The following is a 23,196-nucleotide window of genomic DNA, read 5'->3' on the forward strand; positions in this document are numbered from 1 at the left end:
AATACGTCAACAGAAAGGCCCTACGCACGTGAGTGACGTAACCAACGACGGCGAGACTTTTGACAGGATCAAACCGATCGATCTGCAAGAGGAAATGCAGAACAGCTATATCGATTACGCCATGAGCGTGATCGTGGGCCGTGCTCTTCCTGAAGTGCGCGATGGTCTGAAGCCGGTGCACCGTCGCATCTTGTACGCGATGTATGACAATGGCTACCGTCCCGATCGCTCCTACGTGAAGTCCGCCAAGCCCGTCGCGGACACGATGGGTAACTATCACCCACACGGCGACTCCGCCATCTACGACACTCTCGTTCGCCTCGCCCAGCCATGGGCCATGCGCTATCCGATGGTCGACGGCCAGGGCAACTTCGGTTCCCGCGGTAACGACGGCGCCGCCGCCATGCGTTACACCGAGTGCCGCCTGACCCCGCTGGCGCTGGAAATGGTGCGCGATATCCGCGAAAACACCGTAGAGTTCCAGCCCAACTACGACGGTAAGACCTCGGAACCCACCGTGCTGCCGTCCCGCGTGCCGAACCTGCTGATGAACGGCTCCGGCGGTATCGCCGTGGGCATGGCCACGAACATCCCGCCGCACAACCTGAACGAGCTTGCCGAAGCCATCTTCTGGCTGCTGGACAACCCCGAGGCCGAAGACGCGGACGCTCTGGAAGCCTGCATGGCCCGCGTGAAGGGCCCAGATTTCCCGACCGCCGGCCTGATCGTTGGTGATAAGGGCATCGAAGATACCTACCGCACCGGCCGCGGCTCCATCCGCATGCGTGGTGTGACGGAGATCGAAGAAGAAGGCAACCGTCAGATGATCGTCATCACGGAATTGCCGTACCAGGTCAACCCGGACAACCTTGTGCTGAACATCGCGGAGCAGGTGCGCGACGGCAAGCTGGCCGGCATCGCCAAGATCGATGACGAGTCCTCCGACCGCGTGGGTATGCGCATCGTCATCCGCCTGAAGCGCGATGCCGTGCCGCGCGTGGTGCTGAACAACCTGTACAAGCACTCGCAGCTGCAGACATCCTTCGGCTCCAACATGCTGTCCATCGTGGACGGCGTGCCGCGCACGCTGCGTCTGGACCAGATGCTGCGACTGTACGTGGATCACCAGATTGACGTAATTGTGCGCCGTACCCAGTTCCGCCTGGATCGCGCCGAGGAACGCGCCCACATCCTGCGTGGTTTGGTCAAGGCCCTGGACGCCCTGGATGAGGTCATCGCCCTGATCCGCCGCTCCCAGACCGTGGACATCGCCCGCGAGGGACTGAAGGACCTGCTGGATATCGACGATATCCAGGCTGATGCCATCCTGGCCATGCAGCTCCGACGCCTGGCCGCCCTGGAACGCCAGAAAATCATTGACGAGCTGGCGGAGATCGAAGAGGAAATCGCTGACCTGAAGGACATCCTTGCGTCCCCCGAGCGTCAGCGCACCATCATCCACGATGAGCTGGCGGAGATCGTGGAGAAGTACGGCGATGAGCGCCGCACGAAGATCATCGCCGCGACGGGCGATGTGTCTGAAGAGGACCTGATCGCCCGCGAGAACGTGGTGGTGACCATCACCTCCACCGGCTACGCGAAGCGCACCAAGGTGGATAGCTACAAGTCCCAGCGTCGTGGCGGCAAGGGCGTGCGCGGTGCTGAGCTGAAGCAGGACGATGTGGTTCGCCACTTCTTCGTCTGCTCCACGCACGACATCATCATGTTCTTCACAAACTTCGGCCGCGTGTACCGCCTGAAGGCCTTCGAACTGCCGGAGGCATCCCGCACGGCCCGCGGCCAGCACGTGGCAAATTTGCTGGAGTTCCAGCCGGGCGAGCAGATCGCCCAGGTTATCCAGATTCAGTCCTACGAGGACGCTCCGTACCTGGTGCTGGCGACCGCGCAGGGCCGGGTGAAGAAGTCCCGCCTGACGGACTATGACACCGCGCGTTCTGGCGGCCTGATCGCCATTAACCTGAACGAGGGCGATTGCCTGGTGGGTGCGCAGCTGTGCACGGCGGAGGATGACCTGCTGCTGGTCTCTGAAGAGGGCCAGGCGATGCGTTTCACCGCCGATGATGAGACGTTGCGCCCGATGGGCCGCGCGACCGCCGGCGTGAAGGGTATGCGCTTCCGCGAGGACGACCAGCTGCTGGCCCTGACCGTTGTGGCTGAGGATTCCAGCCTGTTCGTGGCGACGTCCGGCGGTTACGGAAAACGCACGCCGATGTCCGAATACCCGTCGAAGGGCCGTGGCGGCTTGGGCGTGGTGACGTTTAAATACGACGCCAAGCGCGGCAAGCTGATCGGCGCGCTGACCGTGTCCGAGGATGATGAGATCCTGGCTATGACCTCCGCTGGAGGAGTGATCCGTACCGAGGTGAAGCAGATTCGCTCCACATCCCGTGCGACGATGGGTGTGCGCCTGGTGGATCTGGGCAAGGATGTTGAGTTGGTAGCGGTGGACCGCAACGTGGAAGACGAGGCTGAGGAGACCGCGGCTGTGGTGTCCGAGAAGGGCCTTGAGGCGCAATCTGGGCAGGACAAGCTGCTCTAGGTCTCTCGGCCGGATGCCGTGAGGGTGGCAGGTCTTGAGCCTGACGTGCTTCACGGTAACGGTTGTGATGCGAATGGCCCGGCTTATGGCCGGGCTTTTTCGCATTCTGATTAACTAGGGGTGTGAGCGAGGCCGGCACAACCCAAGGAGAAGAACCAATGGCTTCAGATGATGAGAAGCAGGAGCAGGCGCGCACTGAGGGGACCGCTGAGGTGACCGCAGAGGCCCGCACCGAGAGTGGTGCCCGGGCGGAGTGGGACGGCCAGGCGTCGGTCCCTCAGGAGACTCGGCAGCTGACGGTGTTCCGCGTGAATCCGGTGAGCGCGTTGAAGGTCGGTGCGGGGTTTGGCGTGGCGCTGTTTCTCGTGTGGATGATTGCCGTCACCATTGTGTGGATTGTGCTGAATGCTGCTGGGGTGTGGGACCGGCTTAATAATCTGCTGTCCGACCTCTTCGGGCTGGATACCTTCGGGCCGGGAGTGTACTTCGGCCTGACGGGACTTCTGGGCGTGTTGGAGGTACTGGTGGTGGTGATGCTGGCGCCGTTGGCTGCGGTGGTGTACAACGACGGGCAGAAGCTGTGGGGTGGCCTGAAGGTGGAACTTGCCGAGGATGTTGCGCCGGGTGAGCACGAGGGTGCGGATGAGGATGCGCTCGGAGGTGTGCTTGAGGGTGCGCATGGGGGTGTGCACGAGAATAAGCACGTGGGCAAACATGAGAGCACGCATGGCAATAAACACGAGAAGAAAGAAGTCTAAAAATCCTTTATGACCTGCGGATTTGTTAAACTTCTCTGCACTATGTAAAGTTACATTCTGTTCAAAGGGCCTATAGCTCAGGCGGTTAGAGCGCTTCGCTGATAACGAAGAGGTCCCAGGTTCAAGTCCTGGTAGGCCCACCATTTGAACAAACGGGGCATTAGCTCAATTGGTAGAGCATCTGCTTTGCAAGCAGAAGGTCAGGAGTTCGATTCTCCTATGCTCCACAGTCACCCGGCTGAGAGAACATCATTTCTCTCAGCCGGGTTTTGCGTTGCGTGATTGCGAGTTAAACCGCTTAACCCTTCATTTGTTTCAACAGCGGTTGTGTAATAAGATGAACTGCTGTCTGGGGCATTAGCTCAATTGGTAGAGCATCTGCTTTGCAAGCAGAAGGTCAGGAGTTCGATTCTCCTATGCTCCACATTTTTTATAGGTTCACCAGGACTTTGCCGTGAGGCTTTCCGGTGACCGTTGTGGCCAGAGCATCATTAAGCTCCTCGAGGGGGAACACCGGTCCAACCTGGGGTTTAAAGATGCCCTCGTCGGCCAGCGTGGCGATGCGCTGAAGGTCCTCGCCGCTGGGCTGGATGAAGAGGAAGCGGTAGTTCACGCCGTAGTTCTTAGCTAGTCGTCGAACCTTGAAGCTTAATCCAGCAATAGCCAGGCGAATGAAAGGGTTCAACCCCAAGCTTTTTGCAAAGTGTGGCTCTGGTGGGCCGGTGATACCAATGACGGTACCGCCCGGGGCAGTGAGACCAAGCGACTTCTCCAGGACTTCTCCACCTTGGGTATCCAGCACCAGGTCGAACTGTTGTCCTTTAAGCTCCTGTGCGAAGTCTTGGCTTCGGTAGTCGATGAGCGTATCCGCCCCAAGGTCCTTGAGGTAGTCGAAGTTTCGCGCTGAGGCTGTGGTGGTCACGCGTGCTCCGAGGTGCTTGGCGAGCTGGATCGCAGCGGATCCCACACCACCGGCGCCGCCGTGGATCAACACGGAGTCTCCTTGTTGCACCTTGCCCATGGTCACGAGGGCTTGCCATGCTGTCAGTCCTACGACGGGCAGTGCTGCGGATTCCTGTGTGCTCAGCGTGGTGGGCGCCAGAGCTATTTCTGAGGCATCAACCGCTACGTATTCTGCATACGCTCCGCTCCCGCCCACACCGACGTAGGCGTAGACCACATCACCTTTCTGGTAGTCGGTGACGCGCGCGCCAGTCTCAACGACAGTTCCGACGAGCTCACCTCCCATGGTCTGCGGGAACGAGAGGGGGAAGAGTGCCTTGAATTCGCCGTCCTGAGTGCGTGCGTCGGCATGATTGACTGCCGCGTACTCCACTTTGATGAGCACCTGGTCCTCGGCTGGTGTGGGCTTGGGTGTTGTGATGATGTCTAGTGGTTTCTTGTATCCGGTGAGAACGCCTGCGCGCACGTGTGCTCCTTCGGGTGATCTCCGGCGCCCAAGCGCCAGAGTGATTAAACTATGTAACTACTGAACCTGATGCTAGTATCGGTAGTTAAGAAAAGCAACCACCTAGGACGAGTGATGATTGACACCCCACGCTCCACCTGCCCCATCAACCGCTCACTCGAGCTGCTTGGGGACCATTGGAGCCTGCTCATTCTTCGCGACATTGCGCTCTACGACCGCCGCTCGTTCCGCGACATCCTCACGCATTCCGAAGAAGGCATCAGCGCCCCCATGCTCTCCCGGCGCCTCAAAGACCTGGTCAGCGCCGGCCTGCTCACCAAAGAAACTGCCGATCGCGGCAAGAAAGGCCGCTACAGCTTTACGGACAAAGGCCTGAGCGTTGTCCCCTTGCTCTTTACCCTCGCCGACCTGGGGCTCGCCCTCGACGATCGAACTCGCCCTGTCTTCACCGATTATCAATCCGACGCCCAAGCGCACCTCCCCGCCGGTGTTCGTCGAGCCCTTCAGGACCTCAGGCGACAGCACCTTGGAGAACCAACCACTCACGTACACCAGTCATAGTGACCGCATAACACTTACACGGTTAGGAACCATTCATGCTGAAGCCTTCCTCCACTCCACACACTCAGCACCGCGCCTTTTCACGCTCATTCCAGGAGGGCCATCTTACGCTGGGTCTTGCCTACCCACTAGAAAACCTGGCCACGGATACGCTTAGCGAGCAGCACCCTCGCATGAACATCCTGGAACACGTGGCACTCACCCAACTCGCTGAAAAGGTGGGTTTTTCTGCAGTATGGGCGCGGGATGTTCCTCTCCACGATCCCGATTTTGGGGATGTTGGCCATATTTATGACCCCTGGACTTTCCTGTCCTATATCGCAGCATCGACGGAGACTATTGGGTTGGGGACTGCGGGCGTCGTATTACCACTACATCATCCCATAGACATCGCAAAGCAATCCGCATCGCTGGATCAGATCTCGGGCGGGCGATTCATCATGGGCGTGGTGAGCGGCGATCGGCCTATTGAATATCCCGCGTATGGAAAAGATCAAGGGGCGCGCGGGGAGGATTTTCGCGCGAGCCTGGAGTTCATCACCAAGGCCCACTCGGTCAGTTTCCGGCCGATTAACACCTCCAGTGCAACGCTGCGCGGCGCCGATGTGATCCCCAAACCCACCACTCACCACGTGCCCATGCTGGTCACGGGATCAGCCCAACAATCCATGGAGTGGATTGCAGAACACAGCGACGGGTGGATCACATATCCCAGGGGGCCGCAGCAGCAAAAAGAATTGGTGGGGAATTGGCATCGGACAGTGCGCGAGCTCACCGGGGGATTTAAGCCTTTCGTGCAATCGCTCGGTGTGGATTTGGCGGAAGATCCGGACGCAGAAATGCAATCGCAGCACATGGGTTATCGCCTGGGACGCAATGCTTTGGTGGAGTTTTTGAGATTCCATCGGGACGCAGGGGTTAATCACGTGATTCTGGGCCTGCGCTCGAAGGACCGCCCGGTGCAGGAGGTTATAGAGGAGCTTGGGGAATACGTGCTTCCGGAGTTCTCGGCGGCACAACCGTAACAGGCTGTGCCGCGCGAGCCTCGACGTACAGATCCGGCCTACGGCTGGGGCTGCCTTCGCGCCAGCGGTTAGCGCTTCTGAGCGCGGGTGGCTTTTTGGGACAGGCTTTCCAGCTGAGTTCCCAACACACCGAACTTAGCCAAAGACACGGCAGCCGGCGAATCCGCGAAGCGCGCCACCATCATCTGCGTGAACTTCTTGTACTTCGCCTCCGTCAGCGGATACCAATTGGCCTCTAGCTTGTCGCCGTCCTTGTCCACAATCACAGACTTCACGTTGCACCAGCCGTGCAGGCCCTCCACACCCTTGTGCCGGCCGAAGCCAGAGTTGTTCACGCCACCGAAGGGCAGCTCGGCGGTGGATTCGGTGGCCATCACGTTGTTGATGGAAATGCCGCCCACATGCAGGGCGCTGGCGACGCGGCGGGCGCGCTCCTCATCGGCCGACCACACGGAGGCAGTGAGCCCATACGCGGAATTATTGGCCCGCTCAATGACTTCCTGCTCGTCCGAGAAGGAGAAGACCGGGATCGTTGGGCCGAAGGTCTCTTCCGTGGCAGCCAGGCAGTCATCCGGAACGTTGGTGAGCACCATCGGCGGGATCAAGGCGCTCGTCCTATCCCAGTCCTGACCCGTGAGCAGCGTGGCGCCGCGCTCCAGCGCATCCTCCAGATGCTCGCGCACAATATCAATCTGCATGGGCACAATCATCGCGCCAAGATCGTTATCTTTACTATGCGAATCCTCCTGCTTGAGCAGCTTCACCTGACGGACCAGCTCGTCCACAAACCTGTCGTGGATGGACTCGTGCACATACAACCGCTCCACCGACGTGCAGGACTGGCCCGTGGCCGTCAGACCACCGAACAGCAAGCCAGAGACCGTACGGGCGATATTCACATCCTCAAACACGATCATCGGATCCTTGCCACCCAGCTCCAACTCCACAGGAATCAAGTGCTGGGCCGCCTGGGCCATGATCTTCTTACCCGTCCGCGTGGAACCCGTGAACATGATGTAATCCGGCTTCTGGTCAATCACGGCCTCGCCCACGGATCCGTCACCGTAGACCACCTGAACCCAGTTGGGTGCGAAGCCCGCATCCTCTAGCAGGGACTCAATGAGTCCCTGCAGCGGCGTGTGCTCCGAGCCCTTGTACACAATCGCGTTACCGGCCGCGAAGGCTGCAGCGATCGGCACGATCGCCTGGAAGAACGGGTAGTTCCACGGGCTGATGATAAACGCCACGCCCTTGGGCTCGTACCAGATCTCCGACTTCTTACCCATCAGGGTGAGCGGGGTAGGAACCCTTTGAGGCTTCAGCGCCTTGGCGGCGTTATCCTCCACCCATTTCACGTTATCCAGTCCGCCGAACATCTCCGACATCAAAATCTCACTGCGGGATTTATGCGTATCGTCCTGAACGCGGTTGAGGATTTCTTCCCGGCGCTTCAGAATCACCGCGCGCAGCGAGGCTAGATGCTCTAATCGCTCTTCGACGCTGAGCGCGCGAATGGATTTCTGTGCCGCGCGCGCACGTGCTACGACTCCTTCCAGGTTGTCTGACTGCTCGTGTGGTGTGCGAACTGTGCCATTCATCGTTACTTCTCCTTTTCTCCAGCTGTGCCAGCATGGTCAGCGGCGGTCTGACCAGCGGCGCCAGCTTCTTCTGGATTCTCAGCAAGGTATTGCTCGTATGCTTCGACATTCATGACCGGGTTATACCGCAGCCGCTGATGAATACTCGGCGTTCCCCCCACCTGTAAATCCGAGTAATACAGCGAATGCACAATGCCCTTAATTCCCACATGCGCCAGCCGAAATACTGCAGCAAGCGGGCCCGGAACCTTGGCATGCGCCGCCACCATCGTCAACAGCGCTGTGATGACTGGCCGGGGCAGATACGCACAGGCAAACAGCAAACCCTTCAAGGGATCACGATCGCCCGCGTACATGTAGGGCAGCATCCCGTCGATGCCCCGAGCCGCCCTGGATTCAGAGAAGCTGGGATACCCATGCCCACCCGGAATCACCAGGTCACCCAGGCGATTTAGTCCTTTGAGTTGTGTCGCGTTGAGAGAATATTCGTTGCTCATGGGATTAGCCTTCCGGTGTGATCTCTGTGCTGTTAGCTCTCCGCCAGGATGACTTCACTGGCCATAAGAGACAGGGACATAATGGTCAGCGCCGGATTAATACCCGGAGCATTCGGGAAGATGGACGAATCCGCCGCGAAAATCCGCTTGGAACCATGCAACTGGAAACCAGGATTCACGACGGACCGTGTTTGACTGGTACCGATGCACAACCCACCCATCAGGTGAAGACCAATACCCATTTCGCCTTCGATGATCTCCCGCGCTCCCGTGGAATGGAAGAGGTTACGGATCGCATCCTTACCGGCCTTCACGCGCCGCTGGTCTTCCTTATTCAGCGACTTTTTAATGATCGGCTGGCCCTTTCGAGAAATCGTGATCTGCCCGGGATTGGTGTCCCGAATACAGACCTCAACGCAGCCCATATTTTCGTACTGATCCATGACGTGTTGGTGATCGGCGCCAAAACCAGGCATGAGCAGTGCAATAGAAGCAGGGCCCGCAAAGACATTCTCCAACTTATAACCCTGCCGGCGGAATCCGGGGTCATTGGACTTGTAATTTTGGAGAGGCCCTTCAAAGGCGCGAACTGGGGCGTCGTATATTCCCACGTTCATATATTGCGGGTGAGAATAGAAATGACGGCCGAGCGCGGGGAGACGCCGCCCGTAACCGGAACGCAGCAGCAACGCGGAGTTGCCAATCGCACCCGACGCCAGCACCACGCGCGTGGCGGTGTACGTCACCGTCTGCTGCTTATCCAGAGGGCCACCCACCACCGCGGTCACTTCCACATGATCCGAACGCTCCCTGATGGTGCGGACCTCGGTGCGATCCTGGAGGGTGAAGCCATAGGCCTCGGCCACGGGCAGGGCGGTCACGGCGGTGGATTGCTTGGAATCGATACGGCAGCCAGACAGGCACTCGATGCAGCAGTTTCCGTGCTCGAAATGGCAATCAGCCTGGGCACGGCGCAACGGCGCGTACTCGTAGCCGTTAGCCTCGAAGCCCTTGGCGAAAAACTCCGCGTTCTTATTGCGGTTATCCTCGGGCACGGTCTGTAGGGCCATGTTGCCCTCGGCGCGGGTGTAGTAGGGATCCAGGTCGTCCTCGTTGAGGAATGTCACGCCGGATTTATCTCGCCAGGAGCTAAACGCTACCTCGTCGAAGCGGTCCATCAGCGCCTGGTTCAGGATCGAGCCGCCGCCGACAACCTTGGGGCGCAGGATAGCCAGCGAGGCTTCCGTGTTCAGCTCAATTCCGCCGCCCCAGTACATCTGGCTGGAGCCATAGGCTTCCTTTGTGGGGTAGGTGTGGCGGTTGTAACGCGTTCCGGCTTCGAGTCCCAGGCAGTTCCAGCCTGCGCGGGAGAGTTCACGGGCAACGTTGAGACCGGAGGTGCCCGCTCCGATGATGATCGCATCATAGCGTTCAGTGCTATCCGCGAGTGGTCGTTGTTGCTCTGACATGGCTATACAGTAGAACGTCAGTGGTTTTCATGTGCCATATTTAAGATTTTGATGACAAAATGGTGTGATGAGCCTGGTGGACGTGCCCCGTTTGTGGGGGAGCAAGCTTTGAAAGTGTCAGTGTGGGAGGGGCGTCTTGCGTTTTACATATTTAAACTTTCACACTGTGACAGTATAATGAGTAAGTATGGCAGCCAAGATAACCCGATCGGATCAATTGCTCGAGCTTCTGGAGAAGCTTCGCGCCCACAGTGGCGATCGCGCCGACGTGGAAGTGAAGCGTGCACAGGGCGGGTTACCCAAGAATTTACCTGCTACTACCTGTGCTTTTGCCAATATGCCCGAAGGTGGCACGATCATTCTTGGCGTGGATGAGCGCACTAATTTTTCCATCACAGGGGTGGACAATCCTGCGGACATGGAAGCGGCAGTTGCAAGCCAAACTCATAATACTGTGGTGCCAGCTCCGGTCATTGACACTCACACTGTGACAGTATCCGGTGTATCGGTAGTCATTGTCCATGTCAACGGCCTGGGAGCAGTGGATAAGCCCGCGCGTTACAAGGGTGTGGCCTATCTGCGCCAAGCAGACGGAGACTATGCCATTCCAGAACCTGAGCTGAGAATGATAGAGGTTGCGAAGCTGCACGCTTCTGAGGAGGCGATGTATGATTCTCGGCCTGTGCCACTGAGCAGCGTCGACGATCTTAACTCAGCGGTGCTAAAACGCTTCATCCCTGACATTAAGAGCTCCATTGAGCAGTTGTCGCGCGAAGACGACGAGTCGGTGCTGCGCCTCATTAAAGCCATAACTCCCGATGGTGAACTCACACTCGCAGGGCTGTACGGTCTGGGAACATTTCCGCAGGGCGAGTATCCGGCGTTAGCAGTGACAGCCGCTGTGCGGCACAGCCCTGGAGAGGCAGCACGCACATCAAACTTGAAAACGTTCCATGGTTCTGTGAGCGAATTGCTGAGCCAGACCATGAATTGGATTTCTCGAAACATCACCACGAGACAGGTCTACCGAGCCGATGGGCACATGGTTGATGAGCCAGAGATCCCGTTGCACGCCATCCGCGAGGCCGTGTCCAATGCCTTGATTCACCGTGACTTGGGGCCGAACACCGTGGAATTGGGCAAGTCCATTGACGTTCGGCTGCTGCCAGATCGCTTAACCATTAGCAGTCCCGGTGGCCTGAAAGCGCTGTCCACATCTCAGCTAGAAAGCAGGGAGTTTACGCGCGTTGAGGTCAACCAACGCCTGTACAGGATCGCCAAGGAGCTCGTGGATGATCGTGGCCGCCGCATCATCGAGGGCGAAGGCGGTGGAGTGCGGGCCATGTTTGCTGCCATGGAAGACGCTGGCTTGCCTCGCCCAAAAATCACCGATACAGGCGTGAAGGTGACCGTCGAATTCTTCCGTGTTGATGTCCCTCGTCGACGCACGACGACGCCGTCCAACCCAGCACCCGCCTGGGCAGAGCCTACGGGTACCGCGTCCCGTCAGGCGCAAGATCGCCAGCCACGATCGGATCAGGCACAATCTGGTCAGCTGGACTACGGAATGGCAAAGAACTCACCGGCAATTCTGGCGGCGGCGCGCACATTGCCGCGCGAATTCACACTGAGGGAGCTTGCGCACCAAGCCAAATTGAAGGAAAACCAGGTGCGCTACGCGCTTAAACCACTGTTGGCCGCTGGCGCGATCATTCGGCACGGCGGCCAGGGCCATCGCACGACGACGTACGAACTGGCCCCGGAGGACCACACCTAGGAGTCTCCTCGCAGATTCCTAACGGTGAAGGTCGAAGCGATCTGCTTCCATGACCTTGACCCATGCCGCCACGAAGTCCTCGAGGAACTTGTCAGCGGCATCGTCCGCGCCGTAGACCTCCGCGATGGCACGCAATTCGGAGTTAGCGCCGAAGACCAGATCCACGCGGGTACCCGTGTAGGTAGTACCGTCTGCAGTTGTACCTTCGTAGCGGGCGTTAGCCTCCGGAGCGCCATCGTCTACGCGGGTCCAGGTGGTGTCAATGTCCAACAAGTTCACGAAGAAGTCGTTGCTCAGCTGGCCAGGGTTGCTGGTGAACACACCATCGGCAGAGCCATCGTGGTTTGTGCCCAGCACACGCAGGCCACCGACCAGTACCGTCATCTCCGGAACAGTAAGGTTCAACAACGCAGCGCGGTCAATCAGCAGGTGCTCCGCAGGTAGGGCGGACTTACCGCTGTTGTAGTTACGGAAACCATCGGCGATGGGCTCCATGTACTTGAAGGACTGCTCGTCCGTCTGCTCCTGGGTAGCGTCACCACGACCCGGAGTGAACGGCACAGTAATGGAGTGGCCAGCTGCCTTGGCAGCCAGCTCCACACCCACGCCACCAGCCAGGACCAACAGGTCTGCGAAGGACACGTCCACGCCGGCGTTGTTCTGAATAGCCTCCAGCTTGTCCAGCACGGTCGCCAGCTCCTCCGGCTTATTGACCTCCCAATCCTTCTGAGGGGCCAAGCGCAGGCGCGCACCGTTAGCGCCACCGCGGAAGTCCGTGATGCGGAAGGAGGACGCCGCGGCCCACGCCGTGGTCACCAACTCGCCAATCGTTAAGGTGGACTCATCCACAGCGCGAGCGATCGCCTCCTTCAACTGGCCCACTTCATCCTCGGAAGGAACATGTGCCGGTGGGTTCACGGGATCCTGCCAGTCGAACTCGGCCTCAGGAATCTCCGGTCCAACGTAGCGTGCCTTCGGACCCAAGTCGCGGTGGATCAGCTTGAACCACGCGCGGGCGAACGCATCCGTGAACGCCGTCTGGTCGTCCTTGAAACGGCGAGAAATCTTGTCGTACTCAGGGTCGTAGCGCAACGCCAAATCGCTGGTCAGCATGCGTGGCTCAATGCGGCCGTCACCGTGAGCCATCGGCACCATATCGGAGCCGCCGCCATCAATGGGGCGCCACTGCTTCGCGCCGGCCTTGGACTCCATCAGCTCCCACTCGTAACCGTAGAGAATGTGGAAAAACTCATTGTCCCAGCGGGTGGGGTGGTAGGTCCACGTCACCTCTGGGCCACCGCCCATGGTGTCATTGCCCACCGGTCCCCGCCAGCCGATGCCCTGGTGCTCCAGCGGTGCGGCCTCTGGCTCTGGGCCGATCACATCAGGGGAGTTATTGCCGTGCGTCTTACCGAAGGTGTGTCCACCAGCAATCAGAGCCACGGTCTCTTCGTCATCCATGCTCATGCGCGCAAAGGTCTCGCGAATATCGTGCGCAGACGCCTTCGGATCAGGATTACCGTCCGGACCTTCAGGGTTGACGTAGATCAGACCCATCTGCACAGCGGCCAGCGGGTTGTCCAGGTCGCGGGTGGAGTCCTCCGTTCCCGAGTAACGGGCGTTGCCCAACCACTCGGACTCCGGGCCCCAGTTCACCTGCTCTGGCTCGTAGGTATCCTCACGGCCACCGGCGAAGCCGAGGGTCGGGAAGCCCATGTCCTCCAGGGCAACGTTACCGGCAAGAACAATCAGGTCAGCCCAAGAAATCTTCTTGCCGTACTTCTTCTTCACCGGCCACAGGATGCGGCGGATGCGGTCAGTCAGAATGTTGTCCGGCCAAGAGTTAATAGGCGCGAAGCGTTGCTGACCCGTGTTAGCGCCACCGCGGCCATCCTGGGCTCGGTAGGTTCCCGCGGAGTGCCATGCCATGCGCACCGCGCCGGGACCGTAGTTGCCGAAGTCAGCGGGGTAGAAGTCATGGGAGGTCACCAGAGCCTCGCTGATGTCCTTCTTCAACGCCTCGTAATCAATGGACTCGAAGGCAGCCGCGTAATCGAAGTCTTCCTCGAAGGGGCGACGGGCCGGAGGATTCTGAGCCAGAAGCTGCAGATTTAGGCGCTCTGGCCACCACTTATGGTTCTCGCTACCGGTGGTAGGGGAGCCGGCCGCCGGGCCGTGCATGACAGGGCACTTGCCTTCGGATGGGGCATTGTTCTGATCGGACATATACTAATCCCTCCTAGGAGACTGGTGTGGGAAAAATCTTCTATGGCGAGGCTCGATGTGGTGACAGCCTCACAGCCTAAGTGTCCGCCAGTCTACGCGTTTTTGTGGACTCGCGACGGGGCTTCAACTTCAGCCGGCCCGATACGGTCCTTCGCGTCCTGATCACACTTCGTTGTTATTCTCCAGGTTTTCCTATCTACTCATGCGGCACAAAACCTGGGACACTTCAATTACATTGCTGCTGCATTAAGAATGAGAACGACAGCGCTGAGTGCCGTCATGCCAAGACAATTAACCCAGAATTCCTGCTTGAGGAAACCAGCCCTAATGTGGGCAATAATGGCGAAGATAAAGTATCCAAGTACGCCTGCAGACACTGTTGTCGTGACCGAAGCATCACCGATAGCAGCTCCGGCAATGAGGCCTGCTGCTGCGAGTGACTTGATACCGATGAGGGCCCACCACCAGTCCTTAGGGAAGTTGACGCCATTCAGGCATCGGCTGATGAACTTCGGAGGCTTAATCGACATCAGTGCATCGCCGGCAAGGACCGCGGCCAAGAGGTAGCTGCCACCAATTGCAAGTGAACTCATGTGGGCACCTTTCTCAGAAAAATTCTTAAAGCTAGCTGATTTCCCAAGGGGCAACGTTCTTCTCTAGGGAACGCGATAGTGATCTTACGCTCACCGCGGCCAAGCCCTTGGGATCGCATGCTGTGTGCGTCCGATTGTTGAACATGCTTGGCGGTAGCAGTTGCCGTTGCATCTGTAGGTCCGCTCCGCGCTGGAGACACTGTGCGCCTCGGCACCATCACAGCGCCACCCCAGCACCACCCGTGCTACCCCTTGTCTGAAAATTTTTGAGAAAAAATCCCCATTTCACACATAAACAAAAGCAACGGTAGTACGTTCTTATGCCATGGGTCACATTAAGAAAACTCGATTTGCCGCAATCCTGGGCGTTGGACTGCTCGCCACCGCTGGTACAGGAGTAGCTGTTGCACAGGGCGGACTGTCCGCACACCTGGCATTGTCCAACCAAATCTTCAACCTCCAAGTCAGCCAGATGGACGGCGATAACATCAGTCTGTTCACGGACTCGGACAAAATGCACAATGGAACCGAAGCCATCACGCGCCTGCGCATCAGCAAGGTGAAGGTGAAGGACGTGTGCATGGCCGCACCGATGGACGTTCCTGGAATGGGACACAAAACCTTCCAAATGCAGGTTCCAGGCCAGAACTTCGAGGCAAAGAACCTGGTCATCGGCGCTAAGGACCTGCAGGGTGGCCTGAAGCTGGAGGGCGCACAAATTGGTATTGACACCCACCAGGTCGATCCGAATGCCGCCCCCGGAACCTGGGGTATTGCCGCCAATAAGATCCAGGCCATCAGTCAGAAGATTAAGGTGACCTCCATGGCCGCCGACGAACTCACCGCAGCTGGCGGAAAGATCAAGATTGTCAACGACGAAGACGCTCAGTGCTGATATGGCAGACACCAACAAAGCAGCCCTTAAAAAGCGCAATCGCCGTTTCGCCAGGTGGCGCTCCCGCAGGCCTTTCGCCGGCGGCTTGCTCCAATTAATGGCGGGCATCATTATCCTCACCCCGGCGTATGCGTCCTTTGAGGTGTCCAACTTCATCATTCAGATCTCCGCCATCTCTGGCGTATCCACCATGCTGATCGGCGCGTTGCTGATCGTGTGCGGCCTGTGCTCCTGGTTTACGCCGGACACGCGCATTCTCACCGGTGTAGCGGGAATGCTGTTGGGCATCGTTGCCCTGCCGATGTCCAACATCGGCGGGTTTGTGGTGGGCACGTTGTGCGCCGTCATTGGCTCGGCGTTGGTGCTCTCCTGGACGTCTGCGGATAAATCTCCTCAACCCGACGCCCACAGCGCGCCCCCCGCCGAGGATCCCGAATCGGACGGGGTTGTGCCGGACAGTTCCGGGGCTGACTCGGAGGCTGACTCCGCTGCAACCGCGGACACGGGCGCAACTGCTGACACGAGCACCGATTCCGGCACCTCCTCCGGAAAGTCCCCGGGCCTGCGCGTTCTGGCTCTGCTGACCACCCTGGGGCTTGTGGCTGCGCTGGCCGTGGACGGCCGCGATGACTCCGTCGCGGAGGCTCAAGTGAACCTCCCGGCCCTGCCGAGGCCAGAGGATCTCCCGAAGCCAGAGGATCTGCTGCCCCAGAACAACCCAGAACTGGAGCAGCTGCTCCCACCAGCACCAGCGCTGCCCCTGCCGAACGCCAACGAGATCATTGAGAACCCGCCGATCGACGTGGCGCCACCCGAGGATATCCAGGGCGAAATGCCCCTCCAATACGGAACCTACGTCATCCAGACGGACTCAACCGCGCTCAAGGGCAAGGTGCGGATGTCCCTCATCCAACAGAACACTCCCAACGGTCCTGCGCCAGCGTTGCGTATCGACGCGGACAAGGCAGTGTTGGACAACCTTCGAGTGCAGATGCCCGGCGTCGGAGGAATAAAGGACATGAACCTGTCCTCCGGCCCAGGCGAGATCACCACCCTGAGCGGCAATTTTCACATTGTGGTGCAGAAGATCACCATCTCCCCGCAACTGGCTGGAGTGCCCACCTTCCCCATCACCATCGATGCCAGCATGACGCCCGAGCAGATCACCCAGCAGCTCGCCCCGATCGGGCTGGGGCTCGGCGAGGAAGTTAGCGACCTGATGGTCATGAAGGACTGCTACATCGACACGTACTTCGTGAAGGCGGACTACCTCGAGGCGCCGCTGTCCAACCGGATCTCGGAGTAGCCGCTACAGCTCCTCGATGCGGGCGCCCAGCGCCTCCAACAGCGCAGACGCCTTCGTCAACGTCTCCTGATACTCCGCCTCCGGATCCGAATCCGTCACGATCGCACCGCCCACACCAAAAGTGGACGCCACGCCATCATCCACCACCGTGCGAATCGTGATGGACATATCCCCCGCACCATTCGGCGACAGCCACCCAATCGCGCCCGAATAAAATCCCCGTGCCCGCCGCTCCAGCTGGTCAATAATCTCCATGGTGCGAATCTTCGGCGCGCCCGTCATCGACCCGCCCGGGAAACTCGACGCCAACACATCCACAGCCCCCAGGCCCGCGCGAAGCCGACCCTCGATCGTGGACACCAGCTGGTGCACATGCGAATACGTCTCCACATCAAAAATCTTCGGCACCTGCACGGTTCCCGGCTGGCACACACGCCCCAGATCATTGCGCAGCAAGTCCACAATCATCAGATTCTCCGCGCGATCCTTCACGCTGCTGGCTAGCTCGGCCATCACAGTACGATCCTCGTACTCCGACGCCCCCCGCGGCCTCGTGCCCTTAATCGGCTTCGCAGAGACCTGGCCGTCCGGAGTGACCCGTAGGAAACGCTCCGGGGAGGCAGACAGAATACTGAACCCCGGGAAAGACAGAAACGCGCCATAAGGAACCGGAGAGGTTGCCCGCAGGCGCACAAAGGCCGCGAGCTCCGGGTGCTCCTGCCCGGCGAAGATCTCCCGAAGAGCAGGGCCGGTGGCCGTGTTCGTCAAGCACACTTCATAGGAATCCCCCGCGGCGATGAAGTCCTGGCAGGCCTGGATGCTGCGCAGATACTCCTCATGGGATTGATCGAATACGAAGGACGCGCCCGGCGCAGACGGTGCCGGCACTGTGGTGTCACGCTGGTCGAGAGACAACTCGCGAAGCCGCTGAACCGCCCAGTCCAGCCACATGGTTTGGCGCTGGGTGATGGAAGGCTGGGCGTCGTCCACAAGAACGGCAATCAGCGCACCCTCAGCATCCAAGACCACGGCACGATCAGCGAACAACAGGGCAACGTCGGGAAGATCGGACGTCCGCGCGCCGGGCGAGGCAGGCTGGCCCAGCGCATGATGACGGACCTCGTAGCCCCACGCGCCCAGCCAGCCCAAGGCGAACGGATGCGGCCACTGCTCGGGGATGCGCACCGGGCGAAGGCCAGCGCGCACACGATCGAAGATGTTGTCCGTGAGCGGGGAATCGCTGGCCTCGGCACAGAATAGGGAACTCAACGGGCCGCCGGTGCCCGCGATGATGGACACGGAGCCGGCCGTGGGGAGAGATGAGTCTAGCCACACCGCCGCGTGGCCCGGCTGGCGGGAGAGGCCTTCCGGGAACAGAGCCTGGAGGATGGTGTGGCCTTCTGGGGCGCGGGATGGTGAGGGGGTGCTTACGCCTGTGGCTGCGTGTGGGTCAGTTGCGCCTGCGATTGTGCCGGTGAGACCGTCGGCACCAGCGACACCGTCGACACGGCGAAAAACGAGGCGCAAGGGGACTGTCATGAGCACATCATGACCCCTTGCGCCTCGCGGAGCAAATTACCTCAGGTGGGAGGTAACAGCCGGGATGTAGCGACTACTTGTCGTCGGCCTTCTTCGGAGCTGGAGCGCCAGGAGCGCCCGGTGCACCTGGGGCGCCCGGAGCTGGAGCAGCAGGCTTGGAGGCTTGAGGCTTCTGGGCTGGCTTGTCCTCAGCCTTCTTTTCCTCGGCCTTCTTTTCGGTCTTCTCTTCGACCTTCTTCTCAGCCTTCTCGGCAGCGTCCTCGGCCTTGTCCTGGATCTTCTCAGCCGTCTCGGCAGCAGCGTCCTTAGCTTCCTTGGCCTTTTCTTGAGCCTTGTCAGCAGCCTTCTCGATCTTCTCAGACGCGGTCGACGCGGTAGCGGAGGCCTGCTCCTTCACCTTCTCCGCAGCACCCGTAGCCTTCTTGGAAAAGTCCTGCACCTTCGGGGTGGACTTCGGCGCAGCGTTACCCTTGCGCAGCGTTGCGAACGCCGCACCACCGGCAGCCAACACTGTCAGCAGCACGAATACCCAGCGCCACGCGGTGTTCTTCTGCTGCTTCTTGTTCAGCTTCGCCTGAGCCTTCTGGGCCTTCTTGTGTGCCTTCTTGGACACCTTCTTCTCAGCCTTAGCAAAGCGCTTCTTGCTTGCCTTGGCGTTCTTGCGGGCAGCCTTCTCGGCCTGCTTGCGAGACTTCTTCAGCTCCTTGCGGGACTTCTTCGCGGAGTCCTGAAGGTTCTTCTGAGCATCCGAAGCGAAAGCCTGAGCAGAGGCAACAGCCGCAGACACGCGAGGTGCTACGTCCTTATCCACGGTCTTCTGAGCATCCTCGCGCAGCTGCTGGCCGGCCTTCGATGCCTTCTTGAAGAAGCTCTTGGAACGTGCCGTGAGCTTCTTGTTGGCCTTCTTGGACGACTTCTTCGCATCCTTGGAGGACTTCTTCAGCTGAGCCTGAGCGTCAGCGGTGCGCTTGTGGGCGTCGGATACAACCTGGTCAGAGAACTCGCGGGAGTTCTCCGCCACCGCCTGAGCCCGATCCTGGGCAGCAGCGGACAGTTCCTGGAAACGCTGCTTCGCCTGCTTACGGGCATTCTTCAAAGCCTTCTTGTTGGCCTTCTTCTGGGCCTTCACGGCCTTCTTGATCTCGGCCTTCTTATCGGCCTTGGTCAGCGTGGTGGACACGTTGTTCTCCTTAGAGTTGTTGGTGGACATCTGCGCGGCCGCTTCGTTGCGCTCGGCCTTGGCCTTCTGCGCGCGCTGCTTCTGCTCACGACGGCTAATCTCCGCGATCGCGGCGGCCTTGTTCTTCGCCTCAGCTGCATCGTTTTCTGCAAGGAGGTACTCGGCGATGGCCTTGTTGTGAGCCTTCGACCCAGCGAGGACCGCCTGGCGTCGTGGGTCATCGGGGGAGGAGGATCGGAGCTCGACGAGGGCGTCGTACTCCCGACGATCCTTGTCTTTCTTGCGCTTACCCATCGCCGAACGTGCAGTGGACGCAGCGTTGAGTGCCATGCGCAGGGTTGCTGGGTTCATGAAGAACTACCGCCTTTGATCGCTGTGAATGTCTTAATTTGTGGCTATTTCTCTATACGATCTTAGAGAAAACTAGACCACGGCGTGGGCGATATGGCTGGAAAGTGCGTACAATCGGACAACGTGAGTATTAAAACTGCAACAGCAATCATGCACACCAACCAGGGCGATATCAAGATCGACCTGTTCGGAAACCACGCCCCTGTCACCGTCGAGAACTTCGTCGGTCTGGCACAGGGCACCAAGGATTACTCCGAAGCCAACGCTTCCGGAACCAACGAAGGCCCGTTCTACGATGGCGCAATCTTCCACCGCATCATCGACGGCTTCATGATCCAGGGCGGCGACCCAACCGGCACCGGCCGTGGCGGCCCGGGCTACCGTTTTGAGGATGAGTTCCACCCAGAGCTGCAGTTCGACCGCCCATTCCTGCTGGCTATGGCCAATGCTGGTCCGGCAACGAATGGTTCCCAGTTCTTTATTACCGTGACGGCTACGCCTCACTTGAACAACCGCCACACCATTTTCGGTGAGGTCACGGACTCTGAGTCCCAGAAGGTTGTTGCCAAGATTTCCCGTGTGGCAACCGACCGTATGGACCGCCCACACGATGACGTGGTGATCGAGTCTATCGAGATCCAGGAGTAGTTCTTCCCACTACCCCTTCACACATTGTTCGACCATAACGCCAATTTTCGTGGAAAATTTGGCGTTATGGTCGAACTTTTTTAGGTGGTGCGGGTGCGGAGCGCAGCAGCAGACTAGCTAGGATGAGATTCATGCCGCAGTCGACCCCTGAGCACAGCCCAAACACCCCGGACTCCCCGGACGGTCAGCACGGTTCACACACCGTGCATGGTTCGAACACCCCGGACACCTCGGACGCCCCAGACACACCGGACGCCGCGAGCACCCTCCAGCGCACCCGGACCACTGTCCGCACCCTCGTGAAGGAAGCCCCCGTAACCTGGACTTTCCTCTCCCTGTGCCTGGGCGTGTACCTGGTGATGCTGGTGCAGTCCCGAAGTCTCACCGACACCATGGGCGGCTTCAGCTATGTCACCGATCAGTACGGCCACTATGTGAGGATGCTGGATCACGGCATCGGTTGGGATCTGATCTTCGCGTCCATTTCTGTGACCAAGGATCACCAGTGGTGGAGGATCTTCACCGCGTCTGTGGTTCATCTGGACGTCTTTCACCTGATGATGAACTCGCTGATGATCTTCCTTCTGGGCAAGGAAGTGGAGAAAACCTATGGCGGGTTCGCGATGCTCTGTGCCATCGTGGCCGGTGCTGCTGGCGGCTCGTTGGCCTGCATGTACGGCGCGCCGAACACCCCAGTGGGCGGCGCGTCCACCGTGGCGTACGCGTTATGTGCTCTGTTGGTTGCGGTGAGTGCGCAGACTCGTCAGCCTCTCAGCAGTCCGATGGCGCTTATCGGGGTGAACTTGGGCTTTTCGTTGTCGATCCCCGGGGTGTCTCTGTGGGGTCACCTGGGCGGCTTGGCCGCCGGTGTGGTCTTGGCGCTGATCTTTTATGACCACCACGCTCGCGTGCCAACGGTCTGGCTGTCCATCGCCAAGACGGCCTTCATCAAGGGGTCGCCGGTGCGACTCGTCTTGGCAACGCTGGCGACACTAGCGGTGTCCGTTGCCGCGGTGTATGTGGGACTGAACGGGCTGTATTAGCTGGATTAATAGCCCGCTACGCACAGCCCAGCTAGTAACAGCCCGCTACTTCCATCCCATCGTCATCAACAGCCCCACGATCAGCAGTGCGAAGCCGATGAGGTAGTTCCATGCGCCGAGGTTGGCCATGAAGTCAATGGAGGGTCCTGCCAGGTAGTTGACCACCAGCCATGCCAGGCCGAGGATCATGAGTCCCAGCATGAGGACGATGTACCACCGTGGGGTTCCGGTGGCGTTGAGTTTTACGGGGGTGCGGCTGGTGGTGCCTGCGGGTGCGGTGTAGTTACTTGCGCCGCTGTTAATCTTTTGCTTTGGCATGAAGACCTCTTCTACAGTTCAGCCGGTTTGTCTACCCAGCGATTCTAGCAGTTCAGGCAACGCGCTAAAATCGGGCTCATGCGCATTCTTGTCATCGACAACTTCGATAGCTTTGTTTATAACCTGGTTCAGTACATTGGCCAGCTGGGTTTCGCTGGCGATGAGTGCACTGTGGTGCGCAATAATGCTGCGGAGTTGGGGGAGACCACGGAGGAGCTGGAGGCTTTTCTGTCCCAGTTCCAGGCGTTGTTGTTGTCTCCGGGGCCGGGGGAGCCTGCGGCCGCTGGTCGTATGATGGCTGCCCTTGAGATTGCGGCGCGTCGGGGGATTCCTACGTTCGGGGTGTGCTTGGGTCACCAGGCGATTGGCCTTCATTTCGGGGCGGATGTGGTGCGTGCGGATGAGTTGTTCCATGGCAAGACGTCGCCGGTGGAGCATGATGGTTCGGGCGTGTTGCGGGGGATTCCTAGTCCGTTTCGGGTGACGCGGTACCATTCGCTGACGGTGGATCCGGCGACTGTTCCGTCGGAGTTGGTGGTCACGGCGCGTTCTGATTCTGGGATGATCATGGCGATGCGTCACCGTGATCTGCCGATTCATTCTGTGCAGTTCCATCCTGAGTCCGTGATGACTCAATATGGTCACCGGATGCTGGCGACGTGGTTATCCGACGCCGGGTTCCAGGTTGATGAAGCCCTCGTTGACCGTTTGGTGGCTGATCAGTTGGCGGTTACTGGCGTGATTAGTGCTGAAGCGTCGATGCTGTAACGCGGCAGCTCCGCCTCTAGTGCCCGAGGAGTAGCAGGCTTCCGGTGCCGGTGATCCATGCGAGCGCGAAGGGCATGGACAGCCAGACTACTGCGATCCACCAGCGCCAGCGCTGCTGGGTTCGCCACTTGTAGTAGGTGATGTAGCCGGCGAGGAACACGCTGCCCATGGCCACGAGGCCGGGCAGGAGGCTGAACCAGATTTGGGCGCCGCGGCTGCAGAGCCATTGGGCGTCGCCGGCTTCGCAGAGCGGGCCGCCGGTGGCGCGTGAGACGACCAGCACGATCCCCGCGAGGGCGAAGACCACAACGGGGACGGTGAAGAAGTAGATGAAGGCTTGGCGCGTGGAGCGCTGGTTGCGCTGTTCTTGTTCGGCGGCGGTCAGTCCAGCGGGGCGAGTGGAGCTTCCCGACACTGCGCTGCCTGCGGCCACGTCGCCCGCGCTGCCGCTGTGTTCGCTACAGTCTCGGCCGTCACGCCCACCGCGGCCGCGGCCGTGCTGCTGTGGGAAGTTTTCGTCCAGGCCGATCTCGTAGGGCGACGGTGCTTGTGGTGATTGTGGTTGGGACGCCCGGGATGGGGACTTCGGTTGTGGCCGGTGAGCGGACGGGTCAGAGGATTCAGGGTCGGTAGACATCACTGTTCACTTCTACCC

General features: G+C 59.6%; 20 protein-coding genes and 3 tRNA genes. 13 read left to right on the forward strand and 10 right to left on the reverse strand.

All coding sequences use genetic code 11. The features are described 5' to 3' along the window. Positions 1–28: 28 nt before the first annotated feature. The 5 genes from gyrA to IAU67_RS00075 all read left to right on the forward strand — a co-directional run bounded on the left by gyrA (position 29) and on the right by IAU67_RS00075 (position 3,742). A complete protein-coding gene (gene gyrA / locus IAU67_RS00055) occupies positions 29–2,560 on the forward strand; it encodes a DNA gyrase subunit A (RefSeq protein ID WP_151842811.1) in 2,532 nt (843 codons plus the stop codon). Positions 2,561–2,718: 158 nt separating this feature from the next. Beyond that, the gene (locus tag IAU67_RS00060; protein ID WP_151842810.1) at positions 2,719–3,318 is read left to right on the forward strand and encodes a DUF3566 domain-containing protein; all 600 of its coding nucleotides are present in this window, start codon (positions 2,719–2,721) and stop codon (positions 3,316–3,318) included. Between the two features lie 66 nt (positions 3,319–3,384). Further along, positions 3,385–3,461: transfer RNA gene (locus tag IAU67_RS00065), tRNA-Ile, on the forward strand. A gap of 11 nt (positions 3,462–3,472) precedes the next feature. Continuing rightward, positions 3,473–3,545: transfer RNA gene (locus IAU67_RS00070), tRNA-Ala, on the forward strand. Positions 3,546–3,669: 124 nt separating this feature from the next. Further along, positions 3,670–3,742: transfer RNA gene (locus IAU67_RS00075), tRNA-Ala, on the forward strand. Positions 3,743–3,748: 6 nt separating this feature from the next. Here IAU67_RS00075 and IAU67_RS00080 read toward each other — a convergent pair. Then, positions 3,749–4,747, reverse strand: a complete 999-nt coding sequence (locus tag IAU67_RS00080) for an NADP-dependent oxidoreductase (protein WP_151842809.1) — start codon at positions 4,745–4,747, stop codon at positions 3,749–3,751. Positions 4,748–4,861: 114 nt separating this feature from the next. Here IAU67_RS00080 and IAU67_RS00085 point away from each other — a divergent pair, with 114 nt between their 5' ends. Together IAU67_RS00085 and IAU67_RS00090 are read left to right on the forward strand one after the other, a co-directional pair. Beyond that, positions 4,862–5,308, forward strand: coding sequence for a winged helix-turn-helix transcriptional regulator (locus tag IAU67_RS00085; RefSeq protein WP_151842808.1), 447 nt, complete (start codon positions 4,862–4,864; stop codon positions 5,306–5,308). 35 nt (positions 5,309–5,343) lie between these two features. Further along, entirely contained in the window at positions 5,344–6,333 is a 990-nt protein-coding gene (locus IAU67_RS00090; protein ID WP_151842807.1) for an LLM class oxidoreductase, read from the forward strand. A gap of 68 nt (positions 6,334–6,401) precedes the next feature. Here the strand turns inward: IAU67_RS00090 and IAU67_RS00095 are convergent, their stop codons facing one another. From IAU67_RS00095 to IAU67_RS00105, 3 genes are read right to left on the reverse strand one after another with little or no spacing between them, the layout of a single operon-like run. After that, the gene (locus IAU67_RS00095) at positions 6,402–7,931 is read right to left on the reverse strand and encodes an aldehyde dehydrogenase family protein (RefSeq protein WP_151842806.1); all 1,530 of its coding nucleotides are present in this window, start codon (positions 7,929–7,931) and stop codon (positions 6,402–6,404) included. 2 nt (positions 7,932–7,933) lie between these two features. Next, on the reverse strand, positions 7,934–8,428 hold the full coding sequence (locus tag IAU67_RS00100) for a hypothetical protein (protein ID WP_187767918.1): 495 nt from the start codon (positions 8,426–8,428) through the stop codon (positions 7,934–7,936). A 32-nt stretch (positions 8,429–8,460) separates the two neighbouring features. Continuing rightward, positions 8,461–9,897 carry an FAD-dependent oxidoreductase gene (locus tag IAU67_RS00105; RefSeq protein WP_151842805.1) on the reverse strand — a complete coding sequence of 479 codons (1,437 nt, stop codon included), beginning with the start codon at positions 9,895–9,897 and terminating at the stop codon, positions 8,461–8,463. A 187-nt stretch (positions 9,898–10,084) separates the two neighbouring features. On the opposite strand from IAU67_RS00105, the gene IAU67_RS00110 reads away from it, so the two are divergent. Beyond that, complete coding sequence (locus tag IAU67_RS00110) at positions 10,085–11,674, forward strand: ATP-binding protein (protein WP_151842804.1); 1,590 nt, start codon at positions 10,085–10,087, stop codon at positions 11,672–11,674. An 18-nt stretch (positions 11,675–11,692) separates the two neighbouring features. Here the strand turns inward: IAU67_RS00110 and katG are convergent, their stop codons facing one another. Both katG and IAU67_RS00120 read right to left on the reverse strand, forming a co-directional pair. Further along, the gene (katG, locus tag IAU67_RS00115; RefSeq protein ID WP_151842803.1) at positions 11,693–13,900 is read right to left on the reverse strand and encodes a catalase/peroxidase HPI; all 2,208 of its coding nucleotides are present in this window, start codon (positions 13,898–13,900) and stop codon (positions 11,693–11,695) included. Positions 13,901–14,130: 230 nt separating this feature from the next. Continuing rightward, on the reverse strand, positions 14,131–14,493 hold the full coding sequence (locus IAU67_RS00120) for a DoxX family protein (protein WP_151842802.1): 363 nt from the start codon (positions 14,491–14,493) through the stop codon (positions 14,131–14,133). Positions 14,494–14,818: 325 nt separating this feature from the next. Between IAU67_RS00120 and IAU67_RS00125 the strand changes: the two genes are divergently transcribed. After that, complete coding sequence (locus tag IAU67_RS00125; protein WP_151842801.1) at positions 14,819–15,388, forward strand: DUF6230 family protein; 570 nt, start codon at positions 14,819–14,821, stop codon at positions 15,386–15,388. 1 nt (position 15,389) lies between these two features. Beyond that, complete coding sequence (locus IAU67_RS00130) at positions 15,390–16,694, forward strand: DUF6114 domain-containing protein (protein WP_151842800.1); 1,305 nt, start codon at positions 15,390–15,392, stop codon at positions 16,692–16,694. Positions 16,695–16,697: 3 nt separating this feature from the next. On the opposite strand, the gene pabB is transcribed toward IAU67_RS00130, so the two are convergent. Together pabB and IAU67_RS00140 are read right to left on the reverse strand one after the other, a co-directional pair. Next, the gene (gene pabB, locus IAU67_RS00135) at positions 16,698–18,233 is read right to left on the reverse strand and encodes an aminodeoxychorismate synthase component I (protein WP_151842799.1); all 1,536 of its coding nucleotides are present in this window, start codon (positions 18,231–18,233) and stop codon (positions 16,698–16,700) included. Positions 18,234–18,306: 73 nt separating this feature from the next. Then, on the reverse strand, positions 18,307–19,764 hold the full coding sequence (locus tag IAU67_RS00140; protein ID WP_151842798.1) for a hypothetical protein: 1,458 nt from the start codon (positions 19,762–19,764) through the stop codon (positions 18,307–18,309). Between the two features lie 93 nt (positions 19,765–19,857). Between IAU67_RS00140 and IAU67_RS00145 the strand changes: the two genes are divergently transcribed. Together IAU67_RS00145 and IAU67_RS00150 are read left to right on the forward strand one after the other, a co-directional pair. After that, complete coding sequence (locus tag IAU67_RS00145) at positions 19,858–20,412, forward strand: peptidylprolyl isomerase (protein WP_187767919.1); 555 nt, start codon at positions 19,858–19,860, stop codon at positions 20,410–20,412. Between the two features lie 131 nt (positions 20,413–20,543). Next, the gene (locus IAU67_RS00150; protein ID WP_187767920.1) at positions 20,544–21,455 is read left to right on the forward strand and encodes a rhomboid family intramembrane serine protease; all 912 of its coding nucleotides are present in this window, start codon (positions 20,544–20,546) and stop codon (positions 21,453–21,455) included. Between the two features lie 45 nt (positions 21,456–21,500). Here IAU67_RS00150 and crgA read toward each other — a convergent pair whose 3' ends face one another. After that, entirely contained in the window at positions 21,501–21,773 is a 273-nt protein-coding gene (crgA, locus tag IAU67_RS00155; RefSeq protein ID WP_151842795.1) for a cell division protein CrgA, read from the reverse strand. 78 nt (positions 21,774–21,851) lie between these two features. Between crgA and IAU67_RS00160 the strand changes: the two genes are divergently transcribed. Further along, positions 21,852–22,541: an anthranilate synthase component II gene (locus IAU67_RS00160; protein WP_151842794.1), complete on the forward strand. Its 690-nt coding sequence runs from the start codon at positions 21,852–21,854 to the stop codon at positions 22,539–22,541. Positions 22,542–22,557: 16 nt separating this feature from the next. On the opposite strand, the gene IAU67_RS00165 is transcribed toward IAU67_RS00160, so the two are convergent. Beyond that, the gene (locus tag IAU67_RS00165; protein WP_151842793.1) at positions 22,558–23,178 is read right to left on the reverse strand and encodes a hypothetical protein; all 621 of its coding nucleotides are present in this window, start codon (positions 23,176–23,178) and stop codon (positions 22,558–22,560) included. Positions 23,179–23,196 lie beyond the last annotated feature (18 nt).

It is taken from the genome of Corynebacterium zhongnanshanii, assembly GCF_014490575.1.
GTDB lineage: Bacteria > Actinomycetota > Actinomycetes > Mycobacteriales > Mycobacteriaceae > Corynebacterium > Corynebacterium zhongnanshanii.

What these genes read in the sequence shown, in the direction of transcription:
- katG (WP_151842803.1), bottom strand. Translation starts at nt 13,900, where the DNA reads ATGTCCGATCAGAACAATGCCCCATCCGAAGGCAAGTGCCCTGTCATG.
- IAU67_RS00105 (WP_151842805.1), bottom strand. Translation starts at nt 9,897, where the DNA reads ATGTCAGAGCAACAACGACCACTCGCGGATAGCACTGAACGCTATGAT.
- IAU67_RS00165 (WP_151842793.1), bottom strand. Translation starts at nt 23,178, where the DNA reads ATGTCTACCGACCCTGAATCCTCTGACCCGTCCGCTCACCGGCCACAA.
- IAU67_RS00140 (WP_151842798.1), bottom strand. Translation starts at nt 19,764, where the DNA reads ATGAACCCAGCAACCCTGCGCATGGCACTCAACGCTGCGTCCACTGCA.
- IAU67_RS00100 (WP_187767918.1), bottom strand. Translation starts at nt 8,428, where the DNA reads ATGAGCAACGAATATTCTCTCAACGCGACACAACTCAAAGGACTAAAT.
- IAU67_RS00125 (WP_151842801.1), top strand. Translation starts at nt 14,819, where the DNA reads ATGGGTCACATTAAGAAAACTCGATTTGCCGCAATCCTGGGCGTTGGA.
- IAU67_RS00095 (WP_151842806.1), bottom strand. Translation starts at nt 7,931, where the DNA reads ATGAATGGCACAGTTCGCACACCACACGAGCAGTCAGACAACCTGGAA.
- IAU67_RS00110 (WP_151842804.1), top strand. Translation starts at nt 10,085, where the DNA reads ATGGCAGCCAAGATAACCCGATCGGATCAATTGCTCGAGCTTCTGGAG.
- IAU67_RS00145 (WP_187767919.1), top strand. Translation starts at nt 19,858, where the DNA reads ATGGCTGGAAAGTGCGTACAATCGGACAACGTGAGTATTAAAACTGCA.
- IAU67_RS00160 (WP_151842794.1), top strand. Translation starts at nt 21,852, where the DNA reads ATGCGCATTCTTGTCATCGACAACTTCGATAGCTTTGTTTATAACCTG.
- IAU67_RS00120 (WP_151842802.1), bottom strand. Translation starts at nt 14,493, where the DNA reads ATGAGTTCACTTGCAATTGGTGGCAGCTACCTCTTGGCCGCGGTCCTT.
- pabB (WP_151842799.1), bottom strand. Translation starts at nt 18,233, where the DNA reads ATGACAGTCCCCTTGCGCCTCGTTTTTCGCCGTGTCGACGGTGTCGCT.
- IAU67_RS00130 (WP_151842800.1), top strand. Translation starts at nt 15,390, where the DNA reads ATGGCAGACACCAACAAAGCAGCCCTTAAAAAGCGCAATCGCCGTTTC.
- IAU67_RS00060 (WP_151842810.1), top strand. Translation starts at nt 2,719, where the DNA reads ATGGCTTCAGATGATGAGAAGCAGGAGCAGGCGCGCACTGAGGGGACC.
- crgA (WP_151842795.1), bottom strand. Translation starts at nt 21,773, where the DNA reads ATGCCAAAGCAAAAGATTAACAGCGGCGCAAGTAACTACACCGCACCC.
- IAU67_RS00090 (WP_151842807.1), top strand. Translation starts at nt 5,344, where the DNA reads ATGCTGAAGCCTTCCTCCACTCCACACACTCAGCACCGCGCCTTTTCA.
- IAU67_RS00085 (WP_151842808.1), top strand. Translation starts at nt 4,862, where the DNA reads ATGATTGACACCCCACGCTCCACCTGCCCCATCAACCGCTCACTCGAG.
- IAU67_RS00150 (WP_187767920.1), top strand. Translation starts at nt 20,544, where the DNA reads ATGCCGCAGTCGACCCCTGAGCACAGCCCAAACACCCCGGACTCCCCG.